The sequence below is a fragment of the Actinoplanes sp. GCM10030250 genome, assembly GCF_042666575.1.
GTDB lineage: Bacteria > Actinomycetota > Actinomycetes > Mycobacteriales > Micromonosporaceae > Actinoplanes.
The window spans coordinates 65,330-91,860 of the sequence record NZ_JBHTDO010000036.1 but is presented as its reverse complement, the minus strand read 5'-3'; the positions used below and the strand labels follow the sequence as shown (position 1 = coordinate 91,860).

The following is a 26,531-nucleotide window of genomic DNA, read 5'->3' as shown; positions in this document are numbered from 1 at the left end:
TCTTCCCGGGGCACCCCGCCGAGGAAGCCGGAACCCGCGGGAACCATCACCACGCACTCACCCCAGGCGAAACACGCACATAAAGGCGCCGCTGCGAATTCCACGGGGGAAGAACTCGCAACGGCGTTGACAGAACGTTATCGGACGACGACCGCCACGTCCAGCCATGATCCGCACTGTGATGCGAGAAAAACTCAGCGAAGCGGGAAAGCCCAGCAAAGCTGGAAAAAAGACACGCCGGAAGCTCAGCGCAACAGCGGGAACAGCACCCCGGTCGCCAGCGCCCCCACCACCGCCCCCGCAACAACCTGCCCAGCGGTGTGATCCCCCAGCCGCACCCGCGACCACCCCACCGCCGCGGCAAACGGCCACGTACACACCAGCACCCACCCGAAAACCACAGCGAACGTCACCGCCGTACCGGCCGCCACCAGGCTGTGAATGGAGATCTTCCACCGCAGCACCAGCGTGATCGGGATGGCCACCACCAGTGCGGCGGCCATGCAGGCGATCAGGGCGAGCAGGTCGCGGGGTGCCCCGGCCGCGTACAGGGCGAGGGTCCCGGAGGCCGTCGAACCCAGGCAGACCAGCAGTGGCAGGGTCCGCTGGGACCGTACACCCACGTGCCGATCGGTCCAGGCGCCGCGGCGTACGCCGTGCAGGATGTACGCGATCGGCAGGAAACTGGCCGCCGCCGCCGCGATCACGCCCCAGATCAGAGCGGTGAGCGGCGAGTCCGCGGCATGCCACGCGACAGCGATCAGCACAGCGGCCACCAGCACCGCCGGCGACAGGATCTCGGTGAGCACCCGGGCCGCCCGATCCGCGGGCCGGCGTTCAGCGAGCGTCGTCATCAACCCTCCCACCATCGAGCCCGTGCCCACCATCGAGCCCGTGCCCGGCCTCAAGCCCGAGCCCGAGCCCGGACTCGCGTGAGTGCGCAGCCTCGAGTGAGAGCCCGGACTCGCGTGAGAGATCAGCCGCGAGCGCAGCCGGGAACATCCGCGACACAGCAGCCAGATGCCGCACGCTGACGTCCAGGTCGGTCTCCTCCATCAGGGCGAGCCCGCCGCCGGGACGTGGCGGGCGGCGGGACGCTTCCGGCGTACGAGAAAGGTAGTTGACCATGGCAGCGATGCTGGCGGCGTCTCCCGCGGCTCGCGCCTCCGCTGGTGATCGTCCGGCGGCGGAGGCCGCGCCGGCGGCTCGTTCGCCCGCTTCCGGGTCGAGGTATCCGTCGTGCCGGCGCAGCCCGTCGAGGATCTCGATGACCCGGCGGTAGGTCTCGACGCCCAGTGTGGACAGTGGCGGGCGGCGGTGTGGCGGGTTGAGGTTCGCGGTGCTGTCGATCTCGTAGAGGGCTCGCCAGAGCGGATGCATGGCGCGGTAGAGGCGGTACTGGCCGGGCCATTGTCGCAGCGCGGTCGCGGCCTTGGCGGTCGACGGAATGACCAGCCCGGCGCTGACCAGGACGATGCCCAGGACGATCAGCACCTTGGAGGCGGGCCCTTCCGGCCAGGGCATCGTTCCGCCGAGCGAGACGACGAGGATGAAGCTCGCCTTGTGCAGCACGTAGATCAGGCCGACCATCGCGCCGGCGGTGAGCACGCGCAGACCGGTGCGCAGTGCGGAGGCCGGCAGCTGCCGCGAGTAGCGGATCGACATCCGCATGATATCGATCATCGCGAGCGCGAGGTAGGCGAGGAAGCTGAGCATGTACTCGCGCATCCAGGGCGCCGCGGCGTAGCGATCGGCGAAGTTCTCCGCGTCCTCGACGGAGAAGCCGGCGGCCAGGAAGGTGGCGGCCATGATCGCCGCGATCAGGGCGAGGAGCAGCCAGCGGTGGGCGGCGCGCCGGCGGGCCGTCCGGGGATCGCTCAGATGCAGAAAGAGCGACTGTACGGCGGCAGCAGCGACCAGCGCACACAGATGCATCAGATATCGGGCGAGGTTCGGGACGCCGCTGAGCTGTCCGATGGCGTGGTAGACGGGTCCCCAGGACACGACTTCGGCGACACCGAGGCTGGCCAGGACCCCGCAGGTGGCGCGCAGAGCCGGGTTGCCCGGGTCGCGCAGCAGCTGCACGCTCTTCGGCACCAGGGCGAGGAAGGCGATCAGCGCGGCGACGAGCGGACTGTGATCGGTCACTGCCCACTCCAATCGGCGGCAGAAGCATCGCCGGCAGCAGGATCAGAAGGATCGGCCGCCGGCGCGTCGGTCATCTTCCAGCTCCGGTCGGCGGCCAGCGCGGAGCTGACCCGGTCGAGGGCTGCCGTACGGGTGTCCTCCTCGTCGCGCGGGCGCGGCACCGGTGACCGGCGGGCGGCGAACCGGCTGATCACGCTGGCCACCCCCTCGGCCTCGCGCTCCTGGCCGTCGGGATAGCGGCTGGTACGCCCGAGCACCCGCTCCACCATCGCCGGGTCGAGGAAGTCGAACGACAGGTCGGCGGCGTCCAGTTGGAGGCGGCCGGTGTGGTCGCAGAGCATGTGTGCCAGCTCGTGCAGCAGGATGTGCTCGCGCAGCACGGCCGGGGCCCGCTCGTCGACGACGATGTAGTCGGCCCTGTCGGTGGACAGCCACAGCCCGCACGGCGCCACGGCGTCGCTGGTGTCCATCGGCAGGATGTGCATGGGCCGGCCGCGTTTCTCGGCGATGTGCTCGCCGAACGTGCGCGCGTCGAACGGCACCGGGATCGTGATGTCGAGCCGGCGCAGGATCTGCTCGTAGCGGCGGATGTCGCGGGCGCGCACCTAGTCCAGACCCTCGATCTCGCGGACCTGGTCGAGCATCGCCGACACGAGCTTGAGGTGTGACGGCGACAGGCCCCGGGCCTTGAGGGCGACCACCCGGACGCCGGGGTCGTTCATGGCGTCGTCGGCGGCTTGAAGCTTCTCCTTGAGGACGACGGCGGCCCGGAGCCGGTCGAGTTCCCGGCTGACCTGGCCGAGGTCGCCCTCGCCGAGCAGGAACGCCACCGGCACGCCGAAGAAGCACGCCAGGGCCCGGACCTGCTGGACGCCGGGGTTCTCCCGCTCGCCGGTGCAGATGTAGTTGATGTAGGCCGCGGAGATGTCGAAGTTCTGGTCCCGCTTGATCGCCTCGGCCACCTCGCGGACCGAGTAGCGGGGTTTTCCGGCCGGCCGCACGGTCTCGAACAGGTAGTTCAGCCTGTCCCGCATGCTCGTGAGTGGACGATCGCCGGGTGCACTGCTCAACGTCGCCTCTCCTAATGTCAACCGAAGGCCCGATCGGTTGACACGGATCAAGCGATCATGCGTATGCTCATCATCGCTGTCAACCAATGGGACGCGCACGCAGCGTACCTGATTTCATCAGTTGACATTGATGTGTGTTCCCGGTGTCCACCGGGGAGGTTCGGCGTGTCGGTCTCATCACGGGGACGAGGGACGGCGCTGCCCCGCGGCGCCATGCCTTCGGCAGATCATGCGCCGCCTCCCCGGTGGGAGGGAAACGACTCAGTGCTGCGACAGGCTCAGTGCAGCAGGATGTCGTCGACCTTCACGTCGACGTTGCTGACGTGCAGGCCGTACCGTTCGACCGCCTCGATCACCCGGGTCCGGACCTCGGCGGTCACCTCGGACTCCACCTCGCCTGCGGCGATCACGAGCACCACGGTGACGGCGACGTCAAGGCCGTCGACCTCGGCCGACACACCGCGGGTGGCGTCGCCCACCTTGTCCAGGCCGACCCGGTCGAGCACCGCGTTGAAGAAGCGGGCCACGTCGCCGCCGAGCTCGGCGACACCCGGCACCGACCGGGCAGCCGCGGCGGCCACCTTCTCGATCACCTCGCGCTCGAACTTGGTGGCGCCGCGGTAGGCGGCGACCTCCACGACCTCGGCACCACCGTGCTGCGGAGGGTGGGCCGGTACCACCGCGGAAACAAAGATCTCCTGTGTCCGGTCGGGGTGGAACTCGGCCTCGTCGCTCATGTCCGGGAGCCTACTGAGGCGATCATTTACGGTCCGGGGCGGGTGCATATCCGGGTGGTTGCACCGGTGGCGGCAGGATCGGTTCCAGGCGTACGACGGGACGCTCCACCGGCTCGTCCGCGGTGACCTCGACCTGCTCGTCGTAGAGCACGATCGGCAGTTTCGCGGCGTGGCCGTCGCGCAGGCTGACCCGTACCGTGTCGTGGTCGGCCTCGACCAGCAGCCGCACCCCGCTGTGCCGCACCCGGAACCGCAGCCCGGTGATCCCGGACGGCAGCCGTGGCGCCAGGGCCAGCACGTCGTCGCGTTCGCGCAGGCCGCCGAAACCCTCGACGATCGCCGACCAGGCACCCGCCAGCGACGCGATGTGCAGCCCGTCGCGGGTGTTGCCGTGCACGTCGCGCAGGTCGACCATGGCCGCCTCCCACGCGTAGTCGTGTGCCAGTTCGAGGTGGCCGACCTCGGCGCAGAGCACCGCCTGGGTGCAGGCGGACAGCGACGAGTCCCGTACCGTGATCCGCTCGTAGTAGTCGACGTTGCGCGCCTTCTGCTCGGCGGTGAAGTCCTCGGCGCACCAGTGCATGGCGAGCACCAGATCGGCCTGCTTGACGACCTGCCTGCGGTAGAGCTGGAAGTACGTGGCCTGCGTCATCAGCGTGTCGTCCGAGCGGGTCGCCGGGAAGTGCCACGGCGCGTACCGGGTGAAACCCTCGGACTGCGGGTGCACGCCGAGCCGCTCGTCGTACGGGATGTGCACGCTGTGCGCGCAGGCCCGCCAGGTGTCGGGCTCGTCCGGGCGCACGCCGAGCCGCTTCGCCACGTCCGGGCGGCGGGTGCAGGCGTCGGCGGCGGCGCGCAGGTTCCGGGCGGCCATCAGGTTGGTGAAGACGTTGTCGTCGGCGACGGCGCTGTACTCGTCCGGGCCGGTGACGCCGTCGATGTGCCAGGCGCCGTCGGCGTCGTGGTGACCGTGCGAGACCCACATCCGGGCGGTCTCCACCAGGATCTCCAGGCCGCACTCCTCCTCGAGCGAGGTGTCACCGGTGATCCGGCGGTACCTGTCGACGGCGCGGGCGATCACGGCGTTCAGGTGCAGCGCGGCGGTACCGGCCGGCCAGTAGGCGGAGCACTCCTCGCCGCCGATGGTGCGCCAGGGGAACGTCGCTCCCTCGAGGCCGAGGGTGCGGGCCCGGTCGCGGGAGTGCCCGAGGATCGAGTGACGCCAGCGCAGCGCGTCGGCGGCGGCCTGCGGGCAGGTGTACATGAGCAGCGGCAGCACGTAACCCTCGGTGTCCCAGAAGGCGTGGCCGTCGTAGCCGGGACCGGTCAGGCCCTTGCCGGCGATGGCGCGCCGTTCGGTACGGGCGCCGGCCTGCAGCACGTGGAACAGTCCGAACCGGACCGCCTGCTGCAGGGACGGGTCACCCTCGATCTCGACGTCGGCGGCGTCCCAGAAGTCGTCGAGGTAGGCGCGCTGCTCGGCCACCAGGCCGTCCCACCCGGTGTAGCGGGCCCCGGTGAGCGCGGCGGCGACCTCGTCGCGCAGAGCTTCGGTGGAGCGGGAGGTGCTCCACCCGTACCCCAGGAATTTGATGATCCGCAGGCGCCCGCCGGGCGGCACCACGGTGACCACCGTCGTGCGTGCCCAGTCCTCGCGGACGTCGGTCTCCTCCTCGAAGTCGCCCGGCGCCTCGACCAGATGGTCCATGCCGGCCGCCATCAGAAGGCCGCTGCCCTTCGTGCGGTGCAGCAGCACCGCACCGTGCTGTTCACGGTCCTGCTCGACCGCCTCCAGGGGCCTGCCCAGCGCGGCCGCCACCCGCGGGTCGTCGGAGACCTTGACCTGTTCCTCGTTCGCGGCCAGCCCGGACTGCACGGTGATGCGCACCTCGGCGTCGACCGGCTCGATCTCGTAGCTGATCACGGCCACCGACCGCTGCGTGAACGAGACCAGGCGCTCGCTGCGCACCCGCACCCGCCGGCCGGCCGGCGACTCCCAGTCGACCTCGCGGCGCAGCACGCCGGCACGCAGGTCCAGCACCCGCTCGTGGGCGTGCAGCACACCCTTGTCGACGTGGAACTGCTCGTCGTCGACGGTCAGCCGGATCAGCTTGCCGTCGGTGACGTTGACGATCGTCTGGCCCTGCTCGGGGTAGCCGTAGCCGCCCTCCGGGTAGGGCAGCGGCCGCTGCTCGTAGTACGAGTTGAGGTAGGTGCCGGACAGCCCGTACGGTTCGCCCTCGTCAAGGTTGCCGCGCAGGCCCAGGTAGCCGTTCGACAACGCGAAGACGGATTCGGTCTGTGCGAGCAGGTCCGGGTCGACACGCGTCTCCCGGACCTGCCACGGTTCGGTCGGCAGGGTTCCCTCGTCGATCACGACCAAGAGACTTGCCGGAAACCCTCAGCCGAAACTTACTCTCAGTGAAGTCTCAGTAATTGCCGTTGTTCTGGAAGTTCCGCCACGCGCCGCACGGCGTCTTGTACCGGCCCTTGATGTAGCCGAGGCCCCACTTGATCTGGGTCGCCGCGTTGATCCGCCAGTCGTCGGCCACCGAGGCCATCTTCTTGCCAGGCAAGGCCTGGGGGATACCGTACGCCCCGGAGCCCTTGTTCTCGGCCAGATGATTCCAGCCGCTCTCCTTGTTCCACAGGTTGTTCAGGCACGGGAACTCGGCGATCTTGAAGCCCTTGGCCAGCATCAGCGCACACCCGGTCGCACGGTTGCCCTTGAACTCGTCACAGGAGTCCGGAATCGGCCCGTCGAAGGGCACTGAGCCAGTGGTCTTCTCCACGTCGGCGGCGGCCTTCTTCTCCTTGCGCTTCTTCTCCAGCGTGCGCGCCTGCCCGGCGGCAACCTTCACCTCGGCGGACGCCTTGGTCGCCGCCTGATCCTCGGCCGCGGTCCGAAACGATCGGGCCGCCACCTGCCGGGCATGCCGCTCCTTGATCAGCAGCGTCTCGTCGACGGCGACGGTCTCCTGAGCGGTTTCCCGCTCAGAACCGAGGTAGACGCCGCCGGTGGCACCCGCTACCAGCAGGACCACCGCGATCGCCCTCCACCACACCTTCGCCACATTTTCCTCCCCGGCACTACAACGTTCGCGGCCGCAGGATTGTGGCAGCTACCGATCGCCAATATCAATCGAGCCCCGCACCGACCGGGTCCGGCTCGTACCTTTGATCAAGATGTCCGGTGAACCGTCCGCTTCGGATCCCGGTACACCCCCGCAGCAGGTAAGTCCTCCGCTGCGCCGGGAAGGCCCCTTCCTTGAGTTATCCGCTGGTGGCCGAGGCCGCCGATTCCACCACCGGAATCAGCGGTCTCGGTCTGGTGGAGGACGTTCGCCAGATCACCGACGGCATCCGCAGCCGCGAGTGGGTCGACACGTCACTCGGCGGGCTCGGTGTCTCCATGGAGGCCCTGTCACTCGCGTTCGACCCTCTGAGCGGCCTGGTCAGCTGGGGCGTCGGCTGGTTGATGGAACACGTCCGGCCGTTGCAGGACGCGCTCGACTGGCTGGCCGGCGACGGCGACGAGGTCGCCGCGCATGCCGCCACGTGGGAGAACGTCGCCGCCGTCATCGGAACCGCCCGCGTGGAGTACGCCGAGCGGCTCCACGCCGAGGCCGCCGGCTGGTTCGGGGCCTCCGCCGACGCGTACCGCGCCCACGCCGGCGAGCATCTCGCCGTGCTCGAAGGCCTCACCACCGCCGCGACCGGTATCTCCTCAGCGGTGGAAGGCACCGGACTGCTGGTCGGTCTCGTCCGGGAGATTGTCCGCGACCTGATCGCCGAGTTCGTCGCCACCCTCGCGGCGCGGTTACCGCAATGGCTTGCCGCCGAGGGCCTCACCCTCGGCATCGCGACTCCCCTGGTCGCCGGCCAGGTAGCTTCTCTCGTCGCGGCTTGGGCCACCAGGATCCAGCACTTCATCATGGGGCTGCTGGCGAGCCTGCGCCGTCTCCTTCCCGGGGTCACCCGACTCGAGGGGGCGCTGGGCGGACTCCTCGGGATGGCCGAGCAACTCGCGCGTGCGAAGCCTCTGCATCGGGCGGAGCCCGGCCCGGGCTCGGGTTCCGTTGCAGGCGGTCACGCGGACGGCTCACCGAGCAGTTCCGCGCTGCCGCCACCGGGGCCGCCTTGGCGTGGCCGCGACGACATCGCGGGGCCCGCTCGCGGGAAGGACCTCGATCCGCCGAACAACCGGCATACCCTCGCCGGCGTCAAGCATGGCCTGGTCCGGCCGGAGAACAGTGTCATTCTGCGCGGCAACGAGGACGCCGTCCGCGGCGACGTCAGAGAAATAGCCGCCGGGAATGCCGCCTGGAACCCGCAGACTGGACGCTATGAAATAAATGGGCGTTCGTACGGCATCGAGCCGAGCGGCACGGTCTTCCCGGATTCCGGTCCAGGTATCGCCCGCCTCGACCGTAACGAGTACGCGGCCCTCAGGGAGATCGCTCGCGCGGACGGCGACGTGGAGAAGGTGGCCGCGTTCCAGCGGGATCCCCGGTTCCTGAACAATCCCGAGGCGATCGTGAAAGCCAAGTCCATCTACGACGGGACCTACACGCCATGACCTACGACCTGCTGGTGGTGGGCGCCCTGGACGGCTCCCGGCTGAGGGCCGCCCTCGCCGGCCTCGCGTCGGTTCCGGCGGACGCGGTGGAGGTGAGTCCCGCGGACGCCGCGGAGCGGAATTGGGATGCGGACGTGCTGTGCACGATCGCGCCGATTGACGGCGACGTCTCCTGGTCGCTCGACGTCTACCTGCGCGAGCCAGGGCCGCCCGCCGACCGGGCGGCGGCCCACCTGGCGGCCACCCTGGGCGTACTCGTGCTGTATTCGGCCCAGGATCATCCGCCGAGCGCCTACTGGCTGGTGGAGCCGGGCGGCTCGCGCACCAGAGCCCGCGTCTATGAGCAGGACGGCACGGACTCGGCGAGGCTCGTCATCGACGCGGTCGAGGAACCGGTGGCGCTGCTGCCGGACGTCCGGGTCGCGGCTCTGCCGGAGGTGATCCGGGAACATCGCATGCCGACGCCGATCACCGGCGGGCTTCCCGATCTGCCCCGGGAGGTGGCCGCCCGGCTCGGGGCATGGGAGGCCATGGTCCGGCGCATGACAGCGGGCTGGCCACCGGACGGCTGGTATCCGGCCGAGTACTACCAGGAGGACCTCTGCACCCGCGACGAACTCGCGGAGGACGCGCGCCGCATGCCGGAGGAGACAGCCGGCCTGTTCGGCTCGGCCCTGGCTCGCATCGACGACGCATTCCGGGCGGCGACCCGGGAGGTGCCCGGCGAACCCGGTGAACAGCGCTGGTGGCGACTGCGAGCACCGGACCCGCCCGTAACCGGTTCCTGACCGTGTGCTGTAGCGGGGCGATGGATTCGAGGAGCTGGTCGGCGATCTAGGCCCAGACGTGGCTGGCTCCCAGTGCTACCTCACGGCCTCGGACACAGCACTCACCCCCCAGCCGGACCTGGGCCGGCCCGCAGGCGAGCCGCCACCCTGACGGGTGCCTGCACCAGCAGGCGCGCACGGTGAGGTTGCGGGAGAGCGGGTTGTCGCCCCGGCGTGGGTAGAAGCGCACGGTCGGGTTGTGTGCGAGCCGGCTATCGCTGGGAAGCGGGTGCGGACGCGCACGGCCGCGTCGCGTGCGCGCCTACACCCGCCTGCGGCCGTCTCTGCCGCCCGCCACCCGCTCAGAAGCAGCTCTCCGCCCCTCGCGAAGAGAGCGTCTAGTGATCGTCGATCTCGATCGAGACGCGGTGGGTGCTTGATCGCCAGTTCGGGACCGGGAGGTGGGTGAAGCCGCCGCCCCGGCTCTTGACGACGATCGGCACGGTGCCGAGCCGACGCTGCGCCGCCGGGATGAAGACGTCCATTCCGGTCATGAAAGTAACGGCGAAGATCTCCGGGATCGGCGCGGTCAGGTCGGTGACGCCGTCGCTGCCGTCGTCGAACGCGAACACGCCGATCACCCGCTTGGCCCGCGGAGCGTTCGCGCTGTTCAGGATGTTCGTACCGTTGATCCAAAGGTGATCACCCTGGTCGCCCCACCACTCCTTCTGCCGCTGGAAGGTCAGCGCGGTGTGCCGGTCGCTGGTGTCGACCAGGGCGCCGATGCCCTCACCGGGACGGCTGGTCAGCAGCCGCACGAAGGAGTCCGAGCGGCGGAACGGCTCGAAGTAGAAGTGGTGGGTGGCCTGACCGTCACGGATCAGGGCGAACTCGTACCTGGCGTGCGGTTGCAGGGGCACCCGGGTGAACGTGCCGTCCGCGCCGATCGGCCGGATGTGGGCGGGCTTGCGCCCCAGACGGCGGCCGGTGCGCGGGCTCACCGGGTAGACCTCCAGCTTCGCGCCGGTCACCCCAGCGTTGCTGGGAAAGAGAACGGCACGACCTGAGATGTACGCGGTGCGCTGCGCGACAACCCTGTCGGTGCGGGGTTCGCGGCCCTGGAGGAAGCGGTAGATCTCCCGGAACGACTCCACCGACGACACCGTCTGGGTGTGCGACTGGTCCGGGAAGTAGACGTTCGTGGCGCCCGTGACGGCGCGCGCCGGGTCGCCCTCGCCCCAGATCGCCAGCGTCGGCACCCCTGCGGGCAGCGCCGCCGCGGGCCGGCCGTCGAGGTTGACGTAGTGGGCGACCCGGGCGGCACGCTCGGGTGAACTGGTCAGATAGCCCTGGGTGACGAAGGTGCCGAGCGAGTGCGCGATCAGGTCGACCCGGTCGGCGCCGGTGGCGGCGAGCAGCCGGGTGATCCGGTCGTCCAGGCCGGCGTAGACCGCGGCCAGGATCGTGGCGATGTTCGGCGAGTCGTACTCGTGGGCCTCGATGGTGTCGATCGGGTAACCGTTGCTCGCCAGGCGCTTGGCCTGGGTGCGGAACTGCATCGCGGAGCCGGCGCTGCCGTGGATGAAAATGACCGGCCGGGTCTTCCGGCCCCCGGCCTCGGCCGGCGTGGCCAGTCCGGCGGTCGTGGCGGCGAGCGCGGCCGTCGAAATCAGGGTGCGACGAGTGATCCCCATTGATTCTCCTCTTTATGCACTGACTGTGTGAATACTGCCGGTCCGCGGGCCACGGCACAACGCTCTAGCATTGGCGACCATGCGGTGGTTGCGATTCGGACCGGGTAAGCGGCAGGGTCAGCAGGACCCGGGCCGGCAGCAGGAGCTGCTCCACCAGGCGCGGCAGCAGTTCGGCCCTCAGGTGCAGGCGCCGTTCGCGGCTCAGGCCGACGCGGCCGCCGGCCTGCTCGGCGCCGACGACGACGGGCTGGCAGCGACGGCGACGATCCTGCGCGAGTTCGCCGACTCGGCCTACGCGGAGATATATGCGCAGGCCGCAGCGCTGGGGCGCCCCGCCGACCGGATGAACTACCGCCCGCTGTGGCAGAACGCCGGTGGGCACCTGCGGTGGCCGCTGTTCGCCCTTCCGTGCGGCTTCCACCCGTACATTCACGTCACGGCGGCCGCCCACGTGCTCGGCGCGCAGGGCCGTCAGGCGGTCGGCGCCGCGGATCCGGACCAGCTGCTGGACCACCTCTTCGAGATCCTCGACCTCACCCTGGACGGCTGGGAGTTCGCCCGCGTCCGCATCGACGCCGACGCCGCCACCCTGGCCAGCCGCCTGATCACGGCAGCCCGCGAGATCCGCGCCGCGATGGGCAACCCGCCCCCGCTGCCGGCACCGGCCCGCGAGTGGATGCGCCGCAACCTGACCGTCCAGGTCCTCGACCCCACCGGCACCCAGCCGATCGGCGGCTGGAACCCGGGCAAGGAGATGCGCGAGTCCCTGCTCGCCTGACCCATTCCTCCGGTCCTGCGCCGCTGTCACCCTCGACGTCCCGTGGCGGGCGGTTGATGACCCGTAGGCTCGGGCATGTGGGGTACATGGATGAACGGGCCTGGCTGGACGCGATGCGGCGGATCCTGGACCGGTCACATCTGTGGAAACCGGACCAGGTGGCCGAAACCGTCGCCGCGACCATGGAGCGGCTGGGCATCACCACCACGATCTACCTGGTCGACCACGAGCAGCATGCCCTGCAGCCGTTGCCGGTGCCCGGCCGGGAGACGCCGGATCCGGCTCAGATCGACGATTCGCTCGCCGGGCGGGCATTCGCGCTGGTCCGCTCGGTCCCGGACGGTTCGGGCCGCGCAGCGCGATCACACTGGTGGGTGCCGGTGGTCAACGGGACCGACCGGATCGGCGTGCTCGATTTTCTCCTGCCCGAGGGGCTGGATCCGCAGGCCGAGGCGCTGCGGGAACGCTGCGAGCTTCTCGCCGGCCTGGTCGGCCACCTGATCTCCACCTGCCGTCCCCGGGGGGACAGCCTGGAGCTGGTACGCCGCTCGCAGCCCATGTCGGTGGCGTCGGAACTGCTGTGGCAGGTCCTGCAACCGCTCACCGCCTCGAGCGACGAGCTCGTCATCACCGCGGTCCTCGAACCGTGTTACGCAGTCGGCGGTGACGGCTACGACTACGCCGTCGACGGCATGTCGGCACAGTTCGCCATCCTCGACGGGGTGGGCCGCGGCCTCAGCGCCGGCCTGGCGACAGTGGTGGCCCTGGCGTCGATCCGCGCCGCCCGGCGTGACGGCGGTGACCTGGTCGCGCAGGCCCGCAGCGCCGACGCCGCGCTGTTCGCCGAGTTCACAGACGCCCGTTTCGTCACCGGGTTCCTGGCCGAGCTGAACCTGGAGACCGGCCTGTTGCGCTACGTGAACGCCGGGCATCCGGCGCCGGTGCTGCTGCGCGGCAAGTCTGCCGTCGCCGAGGTCGGCGGCGGTGGGCGGATGCCGCTGGGCATCGCGGACCTCCGCACCGAGATGGGCGAGCAGCAGCTGGAGCCCGGGGATCGGCTGCTGCTCTACACCGACGGCATCACCGAGGCCCGCGACGCCGGCGGCGAGCAGTTCGGACTGGACCGCCTGGTCAAGCTGGCCGAGCACCACGACGCCGCCGGCCTGCCCGCACCGGAGACCCTGCGCAGGCTGTCGCACGCCGTGGTCGAGCACCAGCACGGCCTGCCCGAGGATGACGCCACGCTGCTTCTCGCCGAGTGGTCTCCGGGAAGCGCGCGGCGTACCGTGCCATGATCCGTGTGTCCTACTTCGAACGGAGCGCATGGCGATGGCATCCGACATCCTGACCGTCACGGTCAAGGACGTTCCCGGCGCCGGCACGGTCATCGCCGTGGCCGGGGAGATCGACCGGGACAGCCGTGACGAACTGCGCCGCGCCGCCGACATCGCGCTGCTGGCGGGTCATCTCCGGCTGATCCTGGATGTGGGAGCTGTGACGTTCTGCGACTCCAGCGGCCTGAGTTTCTTCGTCGACCTGCACCGGCAGACGCAGGCTCAGGGCGGCTGGCTGCGGCTGGCCGGGGCGTCCCCCGACCTGCGCTCCATGCTGACCGTCACAAACCTCGACCACCTGCTCGCCGTCTTCCCCACCGTCGAGCAGGCCGGACAAGCCTCCGAGCAGGCTTGATCACACCCTCCGAGCAGGCCGGACAGGCCTCCGAGCAGGCTTGATCACCCCTTCAGACCGGTGTGGGCGAGCCCCTCGATGAACTGGCGCTGGGCGATCACGAAGACGATCAGCACCGGGATCGCCGTCATCGACGCCGCCGAGAGCTGTACGTTCCACAGCTGCCCCTGATAGGCGTCGGTGAACTGGGTCAGCGCCTGCGGCAGCGTGTACTTCGTCTGCGAGGAGATGTAGACGACCGGCTCCAGATACAGGTTCCAGCTGTGCAGGAACGTGAAGATGGCGACCGCACCGAGCGCCGGTTTGGCCAGCGGCAGCGCGATCCTGCCGAAGATGGCGGGCCGGCCCAGCCCGTCCATGCGGGCCGCCTCCTCCAGCTCGACCGGCAGGGTGATGAAGAACTGCCGCATGATGAAGGTCGCCAGCACGCTGGGCGGCCCGAGCATCGGCACCAGGATGAGCGGCCAGTGCGTGTCGACCATGCCGAGGCTGTTGAACATCCGGAACAGCGGGACGATCGTCACCTCGCTCGGGATGAGCAGGCCGGTGAGCACGACCAGGAAGAGCGCGTTCTGGCCGGGGAAGCGGATCCGGGCGAAGGCGTAACCGGCCATGGCCGCCACGACGAGCGTGCCCAGGGTGACGACGACGGCGATGTAGGCGCTGTTGAAGTACTGCTGGGCGAACGGCTGCATCTCGAAGACCTGCCGCCACGGATCGAGCGTCCAGTTCCGCGGCGCGAAATCGAAGGAGAAGATGTCCGCGTTCGGCTTGAACGAGCTGGTGATCATCCACCAGGTCGGGAAGACGAACGGCACGCAGAGGACGAGCAGTAGCCCGTACAAGAAAATCTTGGTTTTAGGACTCATGAAAGACCCACCTCTTGCGCATCTGCCACTGGAGCACGGTCAGTGCCAGGACGATGAGGAACAGCAGGACGGACAGGGTGGAGCCGTAACCGAAGGCGTGGAACTGGAACGCCTGCTGGTACAGGTAGTAGACGAGCACCGTGGTGGAGGTGCCCGGACCGCCCTGGGTGAGCACGCTGATCTGCGCGAAGACCTGGAGCGACCCGACCACGGTGATGATCGAGGTGAGCAGGATGGTCGGGCTGATCAGCGGCAGGGTGATCCGGCGGAAGACGGTCCACCGGCCGGCGCCGTCGGTGCGGGCCGCCTCGTAGAGCTCCTGCGGTACGCCCTGAAGGGCGGCGAGGAACAGCACCATGTTGAGGCCGACGTTCTTGAAGACCTGCACGACGACGACCGATGCCATCGCGGTGCCGCCGGAGCGCAGCCAGTTCGGGCCGTCGACGCCGATCGCGGCGAGCAGGCCGTTGATGCCGCCGTTGTCCTGCAGCAGGAAGCCCCACACGATGGTCCAGGCCAGCAGCGACACCACGACCGGCGAGAAGAACAGCACCCGGAAGACGGTCGTGCCGCGCAGCTTCTGGTTCAGCAGGACCGCCAGGAGCAGGGCGAGCGTCAGGTTGAGCACGACGAGCCCGATGGAGAAGAGCCCGGTGGCGCGCAGCACCGCCGGGACGTTCGGGTCGTCGGCGAGCTTGCGGTAGTTCTCCGCGCCGACGAAGTCGAACGTGTCGGCGAGGACGTTCCACTCGTGCAGGCTGTACCAGACAACCAGCACGAGCGGAACGAACACGAAGGCGATGGCGCCGATCAGGGCCGGGGTGATGAAGAGATATCCGGCTATCTGGTCACGCCGCCGCGTCGTCAGGAACGTCATTTGGCCAGCAGTGGGGAGATCGCGGTGCACACGCCGCGCAGCACGCCCGTCACGTCCGCGCCCGGCTTCCACAGCGGGTCGAGCGCCGAGCGGACGGCCTGGTTGATCTCGGCGCTGCCGGTGTGGCTGGGCTTGACCACGCCGTCGGCGATGCCGTCGATCACCACGTCCTGCAGCTGTTCCGGCTTGAGCAGCGGGTTCGCCTTGGCCAGGGTCTCCGCGGTGAGCTGGGACTGACGCGGCGGCGGGAAGAACTGGGCGAGCTTGGCGGAGTTGGCCGGGCTGGTGAAGAACTTGACGAAGCCGCGGGCGGCGTCGGCGTTCTTGCCCTTCTTCAGTACGCCCAGACCGCCCTGGCCGATCACCGAGTACTCGCCGGACGGCCCGGCGGGCAGCGGCACCAGGGTCCAGCCGAACTTGGCCTCCTTGAGCAGCGAGGCCCGGGAGATCTGGGCGATGGTCATCGCGGACTCACCGGCGAAGAAGTCGGCGGCGACACCGGGAGCGGGCAGCGCCTTGCCGGTGAAGGTCGCCTTGTGCAGGAACGTCATCGCGTCGATCATCGGCTGCTGGTCGAAGCCGCAGGTCCTGCCGTCGGCGCTCCACGCCTCGGCGCCCCAGCCGCGGAAGACGGTGGCGAGGTTGGTCCAGTCCTTGTAGTCGAAGTCGCGGATCACCAGGCCCTGCTTACCGCTCTTGGCAGCGGTCGCGGCGGCGACAGCGGTGGCGCTGTCCCAGGTCCACCTGTCGCCGGCGGGCATGGTCTGCCCGGCAGACTTGAGCATGTCGGTGTTGACGAACACGCCGAACGGCGAGGTGGAGAACGGGTAGCCCATGAGCTTGCCGTCCTGCTTCCACAGCGCGGTGGCGCCCGGTGCCAGGTCGGCCGCCTCGTCGATGCTGTCGTCGAGCGGGACGAGCGCGCCGGAGGCCACGAAGTCGGGTGCGGCCGCCTCCAGGATCCAGGCGATGTCGGGCGGGTTGCCGCCGGCGATCTGGGTGGTGACCGTCGTCGTGTAGTTCTCCAGCGGCAGGGCCTCGAAGGTGACCGTGACGTCGGGGTTGGTGGCCTTGTAGTCGGCGGCGATGGCGTTGAACAGCTCGACGTGGGCCGGGTTCGCCGACCAGGTCGTCATCCGCAGGGTGGTCGGCCCGCCGGCCTCGGTTTCGCCGCCACCGCAGGCGGTGAGCGCGGCGAGCAGGGCGACGGTGGATATGACGGAGGGGAAGCGTCGCATCAAAAACCCTTTCTCAATAACCGCTGACGTCGGGCCAGCGCAGCTCGACGCCATCGGCGCTCAGGTGGTTCTGGAATTCGGAGAGCAGCTCAGGGGTGTTGCGGACGGCTCGCGGGGACACCGCGCGGGTGAGGCAGAAGGCGGCGAGCGCCCCGGCCACCTCCCCGGCGTTCCACTCGACCGGGTGCAGCCGGTAGGAGCCGTTGGTGATGTGGGTGGTGCCGATGTTCTTGCCGGCCGGCAGCAGGTTCTCCATGCGCTGCGGAATCAGCGCACCGAGCGGGATCTCGAACGGGCAGGAGGCGACGTCGATGTAGTTGTCGCCGCCGGTGGACGGGTGCAGGTCGATGCGGTACATGCCGACACCCACCGAGTCGGCGTACGACACGGCGCCCTTGTCACCGCGCACCTGCAGGGACAGGTCCTGCTCGACGACGGTGTACTCGGCGCGGATGCGGCGGCTCTCGCGGACGTACGGCGCCATCGCGAGCCCGTCGGCACCGCCGGTGACGTCACCGCGCAACCGCAGGCCGGGCCAGCCGGTGCCGCCGCTTGCGCGGGGCGCCTCGGTCTGGAGCCAGTAGAGCACCGAGAACGACAGCTCCCGGGCGGCGCGTTCGACGGCGGCCGGGTCCGGCGCGCCGACGTACGGCTGCTCGAAGTAGTCGATCATCGGCCAGTTCACCAGGCAGATGTCGCTCGGGTACAGCCCGCCGGTGAAGTTGCGCCGGGCGGCGATGCGCCGGAACGTCCACAGGTTGCCGTCGCCGGGGTTGACCCGCTGGTCGGCGTCCACCAGCCACGGGTCGTCGTCGGGGTTCGGCGTGAACGAGCGGGTCGAGCTCCGCAGGGTTCGCGGGTTCGGTGTCGTCCAGGACAGCATCGGCGCGCCCCAGAACGGCGGCTCGTAGGAGCGCCAGAAGTCGTAGGAGGCGGGCCTGTCGATGGTGTGGTCACCGTCCACGTGGTCGATCGCGAAGCACACCGACAGCGCCTGCATGTTCGCCGGATCGCCGGTCTCCGGCGCGCTGGGCTCACCCGTCTCGGCCTGCGACTCGGCGCCCGTCACATGTTCGGTTCCGGTCATCGGCAGCAGCTCGCCGGTCTCGGTGGCGTCCAGCACGTAGGGCGCGGTCAGCACCAGATCCGAACCCTGGAAGGAGACGGTCACCCCGGTGACCCGGTCACCGTCGGTGTGCGCGGCCACCGGCACCGCCGGTTGCAGCACGGTGAGCCGCCCCGACCCCCGGTAGGGAGCGAGCATCGCCTCGATCACCGCGACGGCGACCCGCGGCTCGTGGCAGAGCCGGCTGACGTGCCCGGCACCCGGGTTGAGGTCGCGGGTCCGGCGGGCACGGTCGGTGAGCGGGTAGTGCGCCCGGTAGTAGTCACGGATCCCGTCACGCAGCGCGCGGTAACTCGCCGTGACACCGAACCGCTCCACCCAGCTGTGCTCGTCCGGCGGCACGGCCTGGCTGGTCAGCTGTCCACCGAGCCACTCGTACTGCTCGGTCAGCAGCACCGACCGCCCGGCACGCAGCGCGGCCAGCGCCGCCGCCACCCCACCGAGGCCACCGCCGACAACCAGGACGTCGGCATGCAACTCACGCACGAGCCACCGCCAGCGTCGCACCGGTCACCGGCTCGCACGGCAGCAACCGCTGCTGCTCCCCACCGGTGCCGTCCAGGATCGCCGACAGCACCTCCACCGCCTGCCATCCCATCGCCCGCCGCGGAATCCGGAAACCGGTGAAGTCCAGGTCCGTGCTGGCCGGCCGGGTCGGATCACCAAGAGCCACAAAAGAAAGATCATCTGGTACGCGCAGAGCACGGCGCTCGGCTTCCTCCGCGAGCATCGCCCCGTCCGCGAACTCCTCAACAAAAATTGCCGTGACCCCCTGGTCTCGCAGTTCATCCATGACTTGGGCGGCTTCGGTGAACCGCACGTGCACCCCGGTGATGCCGGCCTCGGCGACCGCGGCGGTGAAGCCGAGCAACCGGTCGGCGTGCGACTCGGCCCCCGCGCCCTCACCCACGTAGGCGATCCGCCGGTGCCCCAGCTCGACGGCCCGGCGCACCTGCGCCGCGGTCGCCGCCGGGTAGTCGGCACCCACGTAGGGCACCGGCCCGCCCGCGTCGTCACGGCGGCCCACGCTGACGAACGGCTGCCCCTCCGCCAGCAGCCGGGCCAGTTCCGCCGGGTCGAGCCAGCGGCCGAGCAGGATGCAGCCGTCGGCCAGCCGCAGCCGGTTGTCCTGGTGGAAGATCCGCCGCCGGCCGTCGACCACCGGCGCGCTGGTGAACAGCAGCAGGTCGCAGCCGATGCTCTCGGCGCACTCCTCGATGCCCACCAGGAACGGGTGGTAGAAGTCGCCGAGGCCGGCCGGGAACACCGGCTCGTAGGTGAAGACCCCCAGGAAGCGGTTGCGCTGGGAGGCCAGGCGGCGGGCGATCGGGTCGGCCACATACCCGGTCTTGCGGATCGCCTGGAGCACCCGCTCACGGGTTTCCGGTGCGATGCGGACCGCCGCGTCGTCGCGCTCGTTGAGCACGATCGACACCGTGGTCTGGCTGACGCCGGTCATCCGGGCGATGTCCTGCTGCGTCACCCGCCTGTTGCTCGATGGCACGTTCGGGTCCCCTCTGTTACGCCGCTAATACGCATTAACAAACGTGGGGAGATCGTGGGGTACCGGATCGGCGCCCGTCAAGGCTCCGAAGCAAGAAACCCCAGCACTAATAGGTATTAGCACCTTGACCGGCGGTGTTGACAATGGCGAAACTTCGATCCACCAGCCGTACCGTCAAGGGGGTTTTGTTGTGAAACGCCGCTCTCTGCTCCAAGGCGCCGCCGCGACCGGCGCCGCCGGCCTCCTCGCCCTGCCGAGCGCCGCCCGCGCCGCCGGCCCCGCGGGCATGCCGACCTACACCTACCTGCGCGACGCCCTCAAGATGCCGCTGAGCTACAACCCGACCGGCGAGTTCATCTTCCCGTGCATCCGCGGCGTCTACGACAAGATCAGCGGAGCCCGCGGCCGCTACTACCTGTACTACGCCCCGCACGAGAAGCCCGGCGGCATCTGCGTGGCCTGGGCCAACTCACTAGCCGGCCCCTTCACCGAGTTCACCGGAAACCCGGTCATCGACAACGTGCTGCCCAGCACCACGGTCTCGCACGTGTCGTCCCCCCACGTCACCTGGGACGCGGCCACCCGCCAGTTCTTCCTCTACTACCACGGCGAGAACACCACGACCCGCGTCGCCCGCTCCTCCGACGGCCTCACCTTCCGCGACGAGACCCCCATCCTGAGCACCCGCCTCGTCCCCGGCCTCACCGAAACCTCGTACGCCCGGGTCTTCGCACACAGCGGCCGCTACGTCATGGTCTACATGGGCGTCCTCGCCGGAAAACGCCGCATCTACCACGGCTGGTCACCCAACGGCTGGGACCAGTGGCTGTTCGCCCAGACCCCACTGATCAACCCCGAACCGGACGGCCTGACCGACATCTCCGGCCCGTCGGTGGTCACCCGCAACAACACCACCTACGTCGCCTACCACGGCAACGACGGCAGAATGCGCATCACCGAGGTCGGCAACGCCTTCAACCGCGAAACCCACCTCGGCGTCTTCCACTCCCCCGGCCCCGCCGACAACGGCCGGGTGGCAGCACCGTCCTTCGGCACCGACGGGGGCGTGGAGTACATGTTCTACGAGGCCGGCGCCCGCCTCAACGCCCGCATCTGCATCGCCCGCGCCACGTGAACGCCCACATCTGCATCGCCCCGCGCCACCTGATCGGTGTGGCACGCGGCCTGATCCGGCGGCGGCCTTGATCTCGCCGGGCTCGCCCGATCTTGTTGACGGATCGGGTTACCTTCGCGGGTATGGATTCGTCGCGTTCGTACCCTCGCGCCGTTGCTATGGCTGCGCTGCAGGCCGCGCTCAGTAGCACGTGGATTCTGGCCCGGGAGCTGTCGCCGGCGAAGCGGCGGCTGGCTCGGCTCGGGACTGTCACGGCCGTGGCAGTAGTCGGGTGGGTGGTGGCGCCGTCCGAGGCGTCGGACGAGTCCGAAGGGGCCGGCGTCGAGCTTGTTGTGGGGGCGCGGCCGATGCTGGTGGCTGAGGGTGGGCCGGTGGTCGATCCGGAGGCGCAGCCGGAGAAGACGTTCGACAAGCGGAAGGCCGCAGTGACGGCGGCCGCTCTGGGGCTTTCGGTGGCGGCGGTGATCGGGCGGCGGCAGCTGGAGAAGCGGTGGCTGGCGCGACTGACCCGTAACGGTCATCCGCGGCCGACCCGTGGGCTGGCTGTGCGGATGGCCGCGGTGGAGTTCACCGGGCAGTTGGCGTTGCAGCTCGCCGACATGCACAAGCCTGGAGCACCGAAGCGCTGACGCCGCCCGTCGCAGAATCCGCGGCGGTGATGGCGGATCCCGATCTCGGCCCCCGGGTGCGGGCCGAGATCGGGGACGTCACGATCCATCTGGTACGGCGTGCCGACATCCGGGCTCGTCGCGCGCTTCCGGCGTACCAAAAAATGATCTGACTCGGACGGGCGCGCCTGCCGCGACCCTCGCCTGGTGTGCGGCTGTATCCCGCGCGGCTATGTCCCGTGCGGCTACGTCCGATCGGACTCCAGCGTGCCGCCGTTGGCGACGTCCTGGCGCTCGATCTCGTCGAAGCGGATCCGCACCGCCGCGCGCCGCGCCTTGAGGATGTCGACCGCCGCTGCGGTGACTGCCTCGGCGAATTCGCGCCGCTGGTCCAGCGTGCGGCCGGACAGCAGTTCCACGGTGATGTTGGGCATGAACCCTCCTGTTTTCCGTTGGCCAGAACATTGTCCCGTAACGCGGAACGCCGTCAAGACCTCTCCCATGACTCATGCATAGATGAGGATCGCCGTGTTCCGTGTATTGACAAGCCGTTCCGTGTAACGAAACATGCTTGCAATGTCCGCGTTACGGCACCGGAGGGAGGGCACGTGACCACGCTTGATTGGCTGGTTCTCAGCGGGTATTTCGTGGTGATGGTCGGCATCGGCCTATGGGCGAAGGGGCGGATTCACACCGTCGCCGACTTCTTCACCGCGAGGGGGATGATCCCCTGGTGGCTGGCCGGAATCTCACACCATATGTCCGGTTACAGCGCCATCATGTTCGTCGCCTTCGCGGCCGTGGCCTACAACTACGGCCTCGCGATGTACGTCTGGTGGGCTCTGACGATCGGTATCGGCGTCGGGATCGGCGCCTTCGTCTTCGCGGCCCGCTGGAACAGGCTGCGATCCAAACACGGGGTGGCGTCGCCGCTGGAGTACCTGGCCCGCCGCTACAACGTGCCGACCCAGCAGGCGCTGGCGTACAGCGGTGCCCTGCTCAAGGTCGTGGACATCGCGGCCAAGTGGGTTGCCATCTCCGTGCTGCTCAAGGGCTTCGCCGGCGTACCCATTCTCTGGGGCATCCTGATCACCGGAGCCGTCACCCTCGTCTATATCACCGCCGGCGGCCTCTGGGCCGACGTGCTCACCGACTTCGGTCAGTTCGTGATCCAGGCGGTGGCCGGCTTCGCGATGTTCTTCGCGTTCCTGTCGCACCTCGGTGGCTTCTCGTCACTGTGGACGATGTGGGACGATCTGCCCCCGGGTCGCGGCGACCTGTTCAGTGGGCCGTACACGCTGACCTTCTTCCTGGCTCTGCTCTTCATCAAGACGTTCGAGTACAACGGCGGCATGTGGAACCTCGCCCAGCGGTACATGGCCGCGCCGTCGGGCTCGGCGGCCAAGCGGTCGGCGCTGCTGTCCAGTGTGCTGTGGCTGGTCTGGCCGCTGATCCTGTTCATGCCGATGTTCGCCGCGCCGCTGATCGTCCCGGGGCTGGCGAACGCGGAGCAGGCCTACGTCGAGCTGGCCAAGACGCTGCTGCCGCCGGGCCTGATCGGCCTGGTGCTGGCGGGCTTCTTCTCGCACACGATGGCGATGGTCTCCTCGGACGCCAACGTGATCTCCTCGGTGGTCACCCGCGACATCGCCCCGGTGCTGGTGCGCGCCGTGCGTAACCTCAGCGATCGGGCCGCCCTGAGGTTCGCCCGGATCACCACGTTCACCTTCGTGCTGATCAGCATGATCATCGCGATCAGCACCGAGGGCCAGGGTGTGGTCCTGAAGATCGTGGTCGACCTGGTCGCGGCGACCATGGGCCCGATCTCGATCCCGCTGATGCTGGGCCTGCTGCCCTGGTTCCGGCGCAGCGGACCCACCGCCGCGATCGTCTCCTGGGCCGCCGGTCTCGGCGTCTGGGTGGTGGTCAAGTGGATCCTGGAGGAGACCAGCCAGACCATGGTGGTCGGCGTCCCGCTCGTCACCTCGCTGGTCCTGTACGTGGCGATCGGCCTGCTCAAGCCCGAGCGCCGGCCGGAGCGCGACGAGCTGATCGACTCGCTGGAGGCCGATCCGGTCGACGAGCCGAAGCCAGTCTCCGCCGCCTGACGGATGTGGCGGGGCCGTGAGGTCCCGCCACATCATCGATATAGTGTTTCATGTAGCGATTTTATGTCCCATGTAGTGGAATTTTACGGTAACGGGATTCTAGGGAGCGCTTATGGACTCACGACCTGCCACCGCCCCGGACCAGCTGGCGAGCATGGACACCGAGCAGCTCCGGAAACGGTTCCTGGTGGAGGGCCTCTTCGCCGACGGCGAGGTACGGCTCACCTACTCCCACGAGGACCGCATCATCGTCGGCGGATCGGCCGGCGCCACCGAGCTGCCCTGCCCCGGCGAACTGCGCTCGGAGTTCTTCCTGGAGCGGCGCGAGCTCGGCGTGGTCAACATCGGCGAACCGGGCACGGTGACCGTCGACGGCGAGCGTTTCGAGCTGGGCGCCAAGGAGGTCCTCTACGTCGGGCGCGGAGCCCGCCAGGTGACCTTCGACGGCCGGTTCTACCTGGTCTCCACCCCGGCGCACGCGAGCCACCCCACGGTGAAGGCCACCCTCGACGACGCCGAGCCGGTCCGCCTCGGGTCACGGGAGGGCTCCAACGAGCGGACGATCTACAAGTACATCCACGTCAAGGGCATCCAGAGCTCCCAGCTGGTCCTCGGCGTCACGGTCCTCGAGCCGGGCAGCATGTGGAACACCATGCCGTGCCACACCCACGAGCGGCGTACCGAGGTCTACTTCTACTTCGGCCTGCCCGAGGCCGAGCGGGTCGTCCACCTGATGGGCCGGCCCGAGTCGACGCGCAACCTCATCGTGGCGCCGGAACAGGCCGTCATCTCGCCCTGCTGGTCGGTGCACTGCGGGTTCGGCACGCGCAGCTACGCGTTCGTCTGGGCGATGGGTGGGGAGAACCAGGCGTACGAGGATGTGGAGCCGGTCGCGATCGGCGAGCTTCGGTGACGTCGGTGTTCTCGCTGGACGGCAGGACGGCTCTGGTCACCGGGTCGCGCGGCGGCATCGGCCGGGCGATCGCGGTGGCCCTGGCACAGGCCGGCGCCGACATCGTGCTGCACGGACACCGGGACGATCTCGGCGAGGTCGAGGCGGAGGTCCGCAAAGCCGGGCGGCAGTCCCAGCGCTGGATCTTCGACCTGTCCGACACCGCGGGACTCCCCGAGGCCGCGGCGGCGCTGCCCGACGTGGACATCCTGGTCAACAACGCGGGCATCATCCGGCGCGCCCCGGCCGCCGAGCACTCCTTCACCGACTGGCGATCCGTCCTCGACGTCAACCTGGACGCGGTGTTCCTGCTCAGTCGCGCGGTGGGCGTACGCATGCTGGCCCGGAACCACGGAAAGATCATCTCGGTGGCCTCGATGCTGTCGTTCCAGGGCGGGGTGCAGGTTCCCGGATACACCGCCGCCAAGCACGGCGTCGCCGGCCTGACCAAGGCGCTGGCCTGCGAATGGGCCGCTTCCGGCGTACAGGTCAACGCGGTCGCCCCCGGATATGTCGCCACCGACAACACCGCGGCCCTGCGCGCCGACCCGGCACGGGAGGCGGAGATCAGATCCCGGATCCCGGCCGGGCGCTGGGGCCGCCCCGACGACATCGCCGGCGCTGTCGTCTTCCTCGCCTCCGCCGCCGCCGACTACGTCAACGGCCACGTCCTGGCCGTCGACGGCGGCTGGCTCGCCCGATAGCCCCAGTAGGCTGAGCCGGTGGCTAGGGAAGGCAGCTCCATCGACAAGACGCTGGCAGTGCTCGAAGCGCTCGCCGAGCACCACCGCGTCACCGACATCGCGGCGGCGACAGGCGTCTCCAAGTCGACCGTTCACCGGATTCTCCAGGCGCTCGTCACGTGGGGCTTCGCCCGCCCCGACGGGCTGGGCAGCTACGAGCCCGGCCCGCGCATCCTCACCCTGGCGGGCCGGGTCATGCACCGGTTCGACCCTGCGCGGCAGGCGTCCGGCGCGCTGCGGGCGCTGCGGGAGGACACCGGATACACCACTCACTTCGCGATCCGCAGCGTGGACGAGGCGGTCTATGTCGACAAGCAGGAGGGGCGCCGGCCGTACCAGATGCCGTCTCGCATCGGCATGAGCATCGCCCTGCACACGACCGCGATCGGCAAAGCCATCCTCGCCCAGTTGAGCGACGAGGACGTGCTGGCGATCTGCCGGCGCACCGGGCTCGGCCCGCGCACGCCGAAGACGCTGACCAGCGAGGAAGATCTGCTGACGCATCTCTCCCGGATCCGTGCGATGGGTTACGCGGTCGACGACGAGGAGAACGAGCCGGGTATCCGGTGCGTGGGTGCGGCCGTTTTCGACCATACGGGGCAGGTGCTGGGCGGTATCTCGATCTCCACGCTGGCGATGGACATGGACATGAGCGGGCTGGAGGCTCGTGCGCCGGAGGTGATCGCGGCGGCGCGGGATGTGTCGGCGGCGCTCGGTGCGGCGGTGCCGGCTCGGCTTGATCAGCTGTAGTCCTGCTCAGCTGTAGTTCAGTGAGAAGCTGTTGACCGTGAAGTTCGACTGGCCGGCGGTTCCGGTCAGCTCGAAGCCGAACTGCGCCTCGCCCACCGTCACGTCACCCCACCAGTTGTTCGTCCGCAGCCAGTTCAGCATCGACAGCAAGTCGATCGTGCCGGAGTTCGTGTTGGTGCGGATGAACGAGAAGACCGCGTTGGCCCCGTTCGAGCCGCGATACACGTTCCAGGTGTGCCCGCCCACCGACAGGTTCCGGACGTTCGGCACGGCGCCGTTCGCGTCGTACTGTTCCGCGATCGGCCCGACCGCACCGCTCTGGTTGGTCCAGATCATGACCTCGTACGCGTGATTGTTCGCCCAGATGTCGTAGGCGGTCGCGTAGTCCCCGGTTCCCGGAACCGAGACGTTGAACGAGCTGGTCAAAGAATTCAAAGAGCTGAGGGTACGGTTCAGCGTCTTGCCGGTGTTCGGATACGACTTCACCCCGCTGGTCCGCGGGTGGTTCGCCACCACACCCCAGTTGGTGCCGGTGCGCGCCCAGAGCGTCTGCGTCCCGGCGCCCGAACCCCAGATGTTGTTGTAGAGGATGTAGCCGTTGTTCGTCCACGACGCCCACTGCCCCGCGTCGACGAACGCGGCGTCCGACGGGATGCCCGTTCCCGGGTTGGACGGGGTGGACGGCGACGGCGAGGACGTGGGGGAACTGGTCGGGCCCACGCCGCCGGTGCACGCGGTCCCGTTCAGCGTGAAGGCCGTCGGAACCGGGTTGTTCGTACCGCTCGACGAGCCGTTGAAGCCGAACGAGACGGTCCCGTTCGTGGCGACCGAGCCGTTGTAGCCGGCGTTACGCGCGGTCACCTGCGACCCGCTCTGGGTCAATGCGGTGTTCCACGCCTGCGTGACCGTCTGCCCGCCGGAGAACGACCACACGAGCGTCCACGAGCTGAGCGCGTCGCCCAGGTTGGTGATCGTGACGCTGGCACCGAAGCCACCGGACCATTGGCTGCTCACGGTGTATTTGATGCTACAGCCGGCGGCCGCCGAGGCGGGGAGCGCGGTGATCACGCCGGCGCCGGCGGTGAGGGCCGCGACTGCGGTCAGGGATAGCGCGAGATTTCGTCTGCGCATGTCGGTCCAATCTCCTGGGGAGTCACAC

26 protein-coding genes are annotated in these 26,531 nt (G+C 69.3%); 11 read left to right on the top strand and 15 right to left on the bottom strand.

Going from position 1 to position 26,531, the window contains the following annotated elements; all coding sequences use genetic code 11:
* Positions 1 to 245 precede the first annotated feature (245 nt).
* The 7 genes from ACFQV6_RS34940 to ACFQV6_RS34910 form a co-directional block, all read right to left on the bottom strand.
* Positions 246 to 854, bottom strand: coding sequence for a phosphoesterase PA-phosphatase (locus ACFQV6_RS34940; protein ID WP_378031942.1), 609 nt, complete (start codon positions 852 to 854; stop codon positions 246 to 248).
* The gene (locus ACFQV6_RS34935) at positions 838 to 2,148 is read right to left on the bottom strand and encodes an MAB_1171c family putative transporter (protein ID WP_378031941.1); all 1,311 of its coding nucleotides are present in this window, start codon (positions 2,146 to 2,148) and stop codon (positions 838 to 840) included. The genes ACFQV6_RS34940 and ACFQV6_RS34935 overlap by 17 nt, the downstream gene beginning before the upstream one ends.
* Positions 2,145 to 2,753, bottom strand: a complete 609-nt coding sequence (locus tag ACFQV6_RS34930) for a hypothetical protein (RefSeq protein ID WP_378031940.1) — start codon at positions 2,751 to 2,753, stop codon at positions 2,145 to 2,147. Before ACFQV6_RS34930 ends, ACFQV6_RS34935 begins: the two co-directional genes overlap by 4 nt.
* Positions 2,754 to 3,182 carry an XRE family transcriptional regulator gene (locus ACFQV6_RS34925; protein ID WP_378031939.1) on the bottom strand — a complete coding sequence of 143 codons (429 nt, stop codon included), beginning with the start codon at positions 3,180 to 3,182 and terminating at the stop codon, positions 2,754 to 2,756.
* Positions 3,183 to 3,496: 314 nt separating this feature from the next.
* Positions 3,497 to 3,955 (bottom strand): Asp23/Gls24 family envelope stress response protein, encoded by a 459-nt coding sequence (locus ACFQV6_RS34920; protein ID WP_378031938.1) that lies wholly within the window; start codon positions 3,953 to 3,955, stop codon positions 3,497 to 3,499.
* A gap of 22 nt (positions 3,956 to 3,977) precedes the next feature.
* Positions 3,978 to 6,332 carry a glycoside hydrolase family 65 protein gene (locus ACFQV6_RS34915; protein ID WP_378031937.1) on the bottom strand — a complete coding sequence of 785 codons (2,355 nt, stop codon included), beginning with the start codon at positions 6,330 to 6,332 and terminating at the stop codon, positions 3,978 to 3,980.
* 52 nt (positions 6,333 to 6,384) lie between these two features.
* Entirely contained in the window at positions 6,385 to 7,029 is a 645-nt protein-coding gene (locus tag ACFQV6_RS34910; protein WP_378031936.1) for a lytic transglycosylase domain-containing protein, read from the bottom strand.
* Between the two features lie 194 nt (positions 7,030 to 7,223).
* Between ACFQV6_RS34910 and ACFQV6_RS34905 the strand changes: the two genes are divergently transcribed.
* Both ACFQV6_RS34905 and ACFQV6_RS34900 read left to right on the top strand, forming a co-directional pair.
* Positions 7,224 to 8,534 (top strand): hypothetical protein, encoded by a 1,311-nt coding sequence (locus tag ACFQV6_RS34905; RefSeq protein WP_378031935.1) that lies wholly within the window; start codon positions 7,224 to 7,226, stop codon positions 8,532 to 8,534.
* Positions 8,531 to 9,322, top strand: a complete 792-nt coding sequence (locus tag ACFQV6_RS34900) for a hypothetical protein (RefSeq protein ID WP_378031934.1) — start codon at positions 8,531 to 8,533, stop codon at positions 9,320 to 9,322. Before ACFQV6_RS34905 ends, ACFQV6_RS34900 begins: the two co-directional genes overlap by 4 nt.
* 377 nt (positions 9,323 to 9,699) lie before the next feature.
* Here ACFQV6_RS34900 and ACFQV6_RS34895 read toward each other — a convergent pair whose 3' ends face one another.
* Complete coding sequence (locus ACFQV6_RS34895) at positions 9,700 to 10,995, bottom strand: alpha/beta hydrolase (RefSeq protein ID WP_378031933.1); 1,296 nt, start codon at positions 10,993 to 10,995, stop codon at positions 9,700 to 9,702.
* A 79-nt stretch (positions 10,996 to 11,074) separates the two neighbouring features.
* Between ACFQV6_RS34895 and ACFQV6_RS34890 the strand changes: the two genes are divergently transcribed.
* The 3 genes from ACFQV6_RS34890 to ACFQV6_RS34880 all read left to right on the top strand — a co-directional run bounded on the left by ACFQV6_RS34890 (position 11,075) and on the right by ACFQV6_RS34880 (position 13,462).
* Positions 11,075 to 11,773, top strand: coding sequence for a hypothetical protein (locus ACFQV6_RS34890; protein WP_378031932.1), 699 nt, complete (start codon positions 11,075 to 11,077; stop codon positions 11,771 to 11,773).
* Positions 11,774 to 11,859: 86 nt separating this feature from the next.
* Positions 11,860 to 13,068 carry a PP2C family protein-serine/threonine phosphatase gene (locus tag ACFQV6_RS34885; protein ID WP_378031952.1) on the top strand — a complete coding sequence of 403 codons (1,209 nt, stop codon included), beginning with the start codon at positions 11,860 to 11,862 and terminating at the stop codon, positions 13,066 to 13,068.
* 28 nt (positions 13,069 to 13,096) lie between these two features.
* Positions 13,097 to 13,462, top strand: a complete 366-nt coding sequence (locus tag ACFQV6_RS34880) for an STAS domain-containing protein (protein ID WP_378031931.1) — start codon at positions 13,097 to 13,099, stop codon at positions 13,460 to 13,462.
* A 44-nt stretch (positions 13,463 to 13,506) separates the two neighbouring features.
* On the opposite strand, the gene ACFQV6_RS34875 is transcribed toward ACFQV6_RS34880, so the two are convergent.
* Genes ACFQV6_RS34875 through ACFQV6_RS34855 form a run of 5 tightly spaced genes read right to left on the bottom strand, consistent with a single transcriptional unit; the run spans position 13,507 to position 19,055 of the window.
* Positions 13,507 to 14,331 carry a carbohydrate ABC transporter permease gene (locus tag ACFQV6_RS34875; protein ID WP_378031930.1) on the bottom strand — a complete coding sequence of 275 codons (825 nt, stop codon included), beginning with the start codon at positions 14,329 to 14,331 and terminating at the stop codon, positions 13,507 to 13,509.
* The gene (locus tag ACFQV6_RS34870) at positions 14,321 to 15,208 is read right to left on the bottom strand and encodes a carbohydrate ABC transporter permease (RefSeq protein ID WP_378031929.1); all 888 of its coding nucleotides are present in this window, start codon (positions 15,206 to 15,208) and stop codon (positions 14,321 to 14,323) included. Before ACFQV6_RS34870 ends, ACFQV6_RS34875 begins: the two co-directional genes overlap by 11 nt.
* Entirely contained in the window at positions 15,205 to 16,446 is a 1,242-nt protein-coding gene (locus tag ACFQV6_RS34865) for an ABC transporter substrate-binding protein (protein ID WP_378031928.1), read from the bottom strand. The genes ACFQV6_RS34870 and ACFQV6_RS34865 overlap by 4 nt, the downstream gene beginning before the upstream one ends.
* A gap of 13 nt (positions 16,447 to 16,459) precedes the next feature.
* Complete coding sequence (locus ACFQV6_RS34860; protein ID WP_378031927.1) at positions 16,460 to 18,058, bottom strand: FAD-dependent oxidoreductase; 1,599 nt, start codon at positions 18,056 to 18,058, stop codon at positions 16,460 to 16,462.
* Positions 18,051 to 19,055, bottom strand: coding sequence for a LacI family DNA-binding transcriptional regulator (locus tag ACFQV6_RS34855; protein ID WP_378031926.1), 1,005 nt, complete (start codon positions 19,053 to 19,055; stop codon positions 18,051 to 18,053). The genes ACFQV6_RS34860 and ACFQV6_RS34855 overlap by 8 nt, the downstream gene beginning before the upstream one ends.
* Positions 19,056 to 19,266: 211 nt before the next feature.
* On the opposite strand from ACFQV6_RS34855, the gene ACFQV6_RS34850 reads away from it, so the two are divergent.
* Together ACFQV6_RS34850 and ACFQV6_RS34845 are read left to right on the top strand one after the other, a co-directional pair.
* Positions 19,267 to 20,211 carry a hypothetical protein gene (locus ACFQV6_RS34850; protein WP_378031925.1) on the top strand — a complete coding sequence of 315 codons (945 nt, stop codon included), beginning with the start codon at positions 19,267 to 19,269 and terminating at the stop codon, positions 20,209 to 20,211.
* Positions 20,212 to 20,369: 158 nt separating this feature from the next.
* Positions 20,370 to 20,840, top strand: coding sequence for a hypothetical protein (locus tag ACFQV6_RS34845; protein ID WP_378031924.1), 471 nt, complete (start codon positions 20,370 to 20,372; stop codon positions 20,838 to 20,840).
* A 224-nt stretch (positions 20,841 to 21,064) separates the two neighbouring features.
* Here ACFQV6_RS34845 and ACFQV6_RS34840 read toward each other — a convergent pair whose 3' ends face one another.
* Entirely contained in the window at positions 21,065 to 21,253 is a 189-nt protein-coding gene (locus ACFQV6_RS34840; RefSeq protein ID WP_378031923.1) for a tautomerase family protein, read from the bottom strand.
* Between the two features lie 174 nt (positions 21,254 to 21,427).
* Here ACFQV6_RS34840 and ACFQV6_RS34835 point away from each other — a divergent pair, with 174 nt between their 5' ends.
* The 4 genes from ACFQV6_RS34835 to ACFQV6_RS34820 all read left to right on the top strand — a co-directional run bounded on the left by ACFQV6_RS34835 (position 21,428) and on the right by ACFQV6_RS34820 (position 25,372).
* Complete coding sequence (locus ACFQV6_RS34835) at positions 21,428 to 22,927, top strand: sodium:solute symporter family protein (RefSeq protein WP_378031922.1); 1,500 nt, start codon at positions 21,428 to 21,430, stop codon at positions 22,925 to 22,927.
* A 112-nt stretch (positions 22,928 to 23,039) separates the two neighbouring features.
* Positions 23,040 to 23,840: a 5-dehydro-4-deoxy-D-glucuronate isomerase gene (gene kduI, locus ACFQV6_RS34830; RefSeq protein WP_378031921.1), complete on the top strand. Its 801-nt coding sequence runs from the start codon at positions 23,040 to 23,042 to the stop codon at positions 23,838 to 23,840.
* Complete coding sequence (locus tag ACFQV6_RS34825) at positions 23,837 to 24,583, top strand: SDR family oxidoreductase (protein WP_378031920.1); 747 nt, start codon at positions 23,837 to 23,839, stop codon at positions 24,581 to 24,583. Before kduI ends, ACFQV6_RS34825 begins: the two co-directional genes overlap by 4 nt.
* Before the next feature lie 18 nt (positions 24,584 to 24,601).
* Positions 24,602 to 25,372: an IclR family transcriptional regulator gene (locus tag ACFQV6_RS34820; RefSeq protein WP_378031919.1), complete on the top strand. Its 771-nt coding sequence runs from the start codon at positions 24,602 to 24,604 to the stop codon at positions 25,370 to 25,372.
* A gap of 6 nt (positions 25,373 to 25,378) precedes the next feature.
* Here ACFQV6_RS34820 and ACFQV6_RS34815 read toward each other — a convergent pair whose 3' ends face one another.
* Entirely contained in the window at positions 25,379 to 26,503 is a 1,125-nt protein-coding gene (locus tag ACFQV6_RS34815; RefSeq protein ID WP_378031918.1) for a cellulose binding domain-containing protein, read from the bottom strand.
* Positions 26,504 to 26,531 lie beyond the last annotated feature (28 nt).

Bases quoted from the DNA above. Each gene is read 5' to 3' on its own strand.
- ACFQV6_RS34925 (WP_378031939.1), bottom strand. From the start codon at position 3,182: ATGCGGGACAGGCTGAACTACCTGTTCGAGACCGTGCGGCCGGCCGGA.
- ACFQV6_RS34940 (WP_378031942.1), bottom strand. From the start codon at position 854: ATGACGACGCTCGCTGAACGCCGGCCCGCGGATCGGGCGGCCCGGGTG.
- ACFQV6_RS34890 (WP_378031932.1), top strand. From the start codon at position 11,075: ATGCGGTGGTTGCGATTCGGACCGGGTAAGCGGCAGGGTCAGCAGGAC.
- ACFQV6_RS34885 (WP_378031952.1), top strand. From the start codon at position 11,860: ATGGATGAACGGGCCTGGCTGGACGCGATGCGGCGGATCCTGGACCGG.
- ACFQV6_RS34900 (WP_378031934.1), top strand. From the start codon at position 8,531: ATGACCTACGACCTGCTGGTGGTGGGCGCCCTGGACGGCTCCCGGCTG.
- ACFQV6_RS34865 (WP_378031928.1), bottom strand. From the start codon at position 16,446: ATGCGACGCTTCCCCTCCGTCATATCCACCGTCGCCCTGCTCGCCGCG.
- ACFQV6_RS34920 (WP_378031938.1), bottom strand. From the start codon at position 3,955: ATGAGCGACGAGGCCGAGTTCCACCCCGACCGGACACAGGAGATCTTT.
- ACFQV6_RS34880 (WP_378031931.1), top strand. From the start codon at position 13,097: ATGGCGATGGCATCCGACATCCTGACCGTCACGGTCAAGGACGTTCCC.
- ACFQV6_RS34895 (WP_378031933.1), bottom strand. From the start codon at position 10,995: ATGGGGATCACTCGTCGCACCCTGATTTCGACGGCCGCGCTCGCCGCC.
- kduI (WP_378031921.1), top strand. From the start codon at position 23,040: ATGGACTCACGACCTGCCACCGCCCCGGACCAGCTGGCGAGCATGGAC.
- ACFQV6_RS34845 (WP_378031924.1), top strand. From the start codon at position 20,370: ATGGCTGCGCTGCAGGCCGCGCTCAGTAGCACGTGGATTCTGGCCCGG.
- ACFQV6_RS34870 (WP_378031929.1), bottom strand. From the start codon at position 15,208: ATGACGTTCCTGACGACGCGGCGGCGTGACCAGATAGCCGGATATCTC.
- ACFQV6_RS34840 (WP_378031923.1), bottom strand. From the start codon at position 21,253: ATGCCCAACATCACCGTGGAACTGCTGTCCGGCCGCACGCTGGACCAG.
- ACFQV6_RS34815 (WP_378031918.1), bottom strand. From the start codon at position 26,503: ATGCGCAGACGAAATCTCGCGCTATCCCTGACCGCAGTCGCGGCCCTC.
- ACFQV6_RS34875 (WP_378031930.1), bottom strand. From the start codon at position 14,331: ATGAGTCCTAAAACCAAGATTTTCTTGTACGGGCTACTGCTCGTCCTC.